Below are 1669 nucleotides of genomic sequence, written 5' to 3'. Positions count from 1 at the left end.
CAGGAGAATAACGGATAACCCAACGATTGAGCGTAGCATGATCCACTTCAACACCTCTTTCTTCCATAATTTCTTCAAGGTCGCGATACGAAACGCCATACCTGACATAAAAGAAAACAGCATAAAGAATGACATCTTTTTGAAAGTGAGTGCCTTTGAAGCTGAGCATGTGATCCACCTTTTATTGAAATTGAGAATTATGATAGCAGATAACGTCGGGAAGGGGGATTTATGCGACAGAACCGATTTTACCTTGTGATACTTCTGACTGAACCCTAATAAAGCGATGGCAAATAGCATGTATCTACAGTGCAGACTCTTCTTGATCAATAGGGGGGAATAAGTAATTGTAAGTCTTGATGTAGCTATCTTGTAAATCGCTATAACTTACGTCCTCTTCATCGGGGTCAATATCCGAAGCTTTAAATCCCACTTCACTTATAGCATTCATTGGTTCAGCCCCCTCTAAAATTAACTTAGATGCAGCCTTTATCTTCTCAGCCTTAATACTGTCTTTATCAGTGATTGAGCCTTGGCTGTAAATTTCTGCCAGTTTTTTTAGACTTTTAGAGTAGCCAGCTAGTCCAGTAACAAGGTAGGTGTTCATTGAAAATATATAAGGCTTTTTAATTCTGGTGGGGATAAAGCCAAGATTAGCCATCATTATTACATTGCCTGCTAACTTGTACATGTTATCCGCGCCAGCGTTGATTATCTCTTTCTTGTCGTTAGAATTCATTTTATTAAATTTTAAACTGGGTGAAAAGCAAACAAGACCAGTAAAAACTTGCTATGTCTTGGTTGCATGAGTTAAAGTTATGGGTAATACAGCCCGATATTTCTTTTTTCAGGTAACTCTCCTGAATTTATGAAGTTTAGGACATAAAAAAACCCCTACACACATTGTATGCAGAGGTTTTTTAAAGGTTGTGTATGAGTGTATATGAAGCACTCACCACAGCTTGAAAGTAAGACTATTACTCTTGCTTTCAAACAGACGTTAATTATATCTTAATTAGCATCTCATTTGAAAGCATTATTTAGCTTCTCTGCTTTACAAGCTCAGTCCCTACCTTGGAATCAAGATGATTTGGAGTAGGTCAGGACAGTGTTGTCGATCAAGGGTAACTGCTAAGGCAACCCATAAGGCACTTTTTGCATAAAGTAGAAGCCGCAAGCTTATAACCGTTTTGAATGCGGGATTCGAATTTTATAATGCAAAAGGTGGCGCGTTTGGAGCAGGGGTGGATATATTTATTATATCTGGTAACGCGCAGGGCGTAACGGTAGTGAAAGGGGCATAAAAACTCAAGTAACTCGATTCCAAGATACACTGAAACTCTAGTCCGCATTATCTGTTTTTTTCAAGCAGTTGTGGGAGGGGGGGCTGTGAAAGGGATTAATGAGCCTGCCCTTAGGGGGTTAATGGCTGTACTATCTATCTCTTTATTCTTTTAAAAAAACAATTTATTATTGGTGTGCGGAGCGCGGTTTAAGAGAAACCATATTGCTGTGATTGATAGTGATTGTGGAGAATGTGTTGGCTAGTGTTGGTAAGGGGTGGATACCAATGCAATTGTGACGAAAGCTTTTAAACACAGTTGTATTTGAAATATTAAATTAAAGAGACTAAAGAGAATTAAATATGAATAAAAAAGCACTGATTTTC

1 protein-coding gene and 1 pseudogene are annotated in these 1669 nt (G+C 38.2%); both read right to left on the bottom strand.

The features are described 5' to 3' along the window. Positions 1–169: pseudogene (locus tag CDZ78_RS18330) on the bottom strand (IS6 family transposase); the annotation flags it as partial. 135 nt (positions 170–304) lie between these two features. Next, entirely contained in the window at positions 305–739 is a 435-nt protein-coding gene (locus tag CDZ78_RS18325) for a hypothetical protein (protein ID WP_140414198.1), read from the bottom strand. Positions 740–1669 lie beyond the last annotated feature (930 nt).

It is taken from the genome of Bathymodiolus platifrons methanotrophic gill symbiont (assembly GCF_002189065.1).
Taxonomy (GTDB): domain Bacteria; phylum Pseudomonadota; class Gammaproteobacteria; order Methylococcales; family Methylomonadaceae; genus Methyloprofundus.
This window is presented reverse-complemented; position numbering and strand designations above follow the sequence as displayed.

Coding starts and splice junctions, on each gene's coding strand:
- CDZ78_RS18325 (WP_140414198.1), bottom strand. CDS start 739: ATGAATTCTAACGACAAGAAAGAGATAATCAACGCTGGCGCGGATAAC.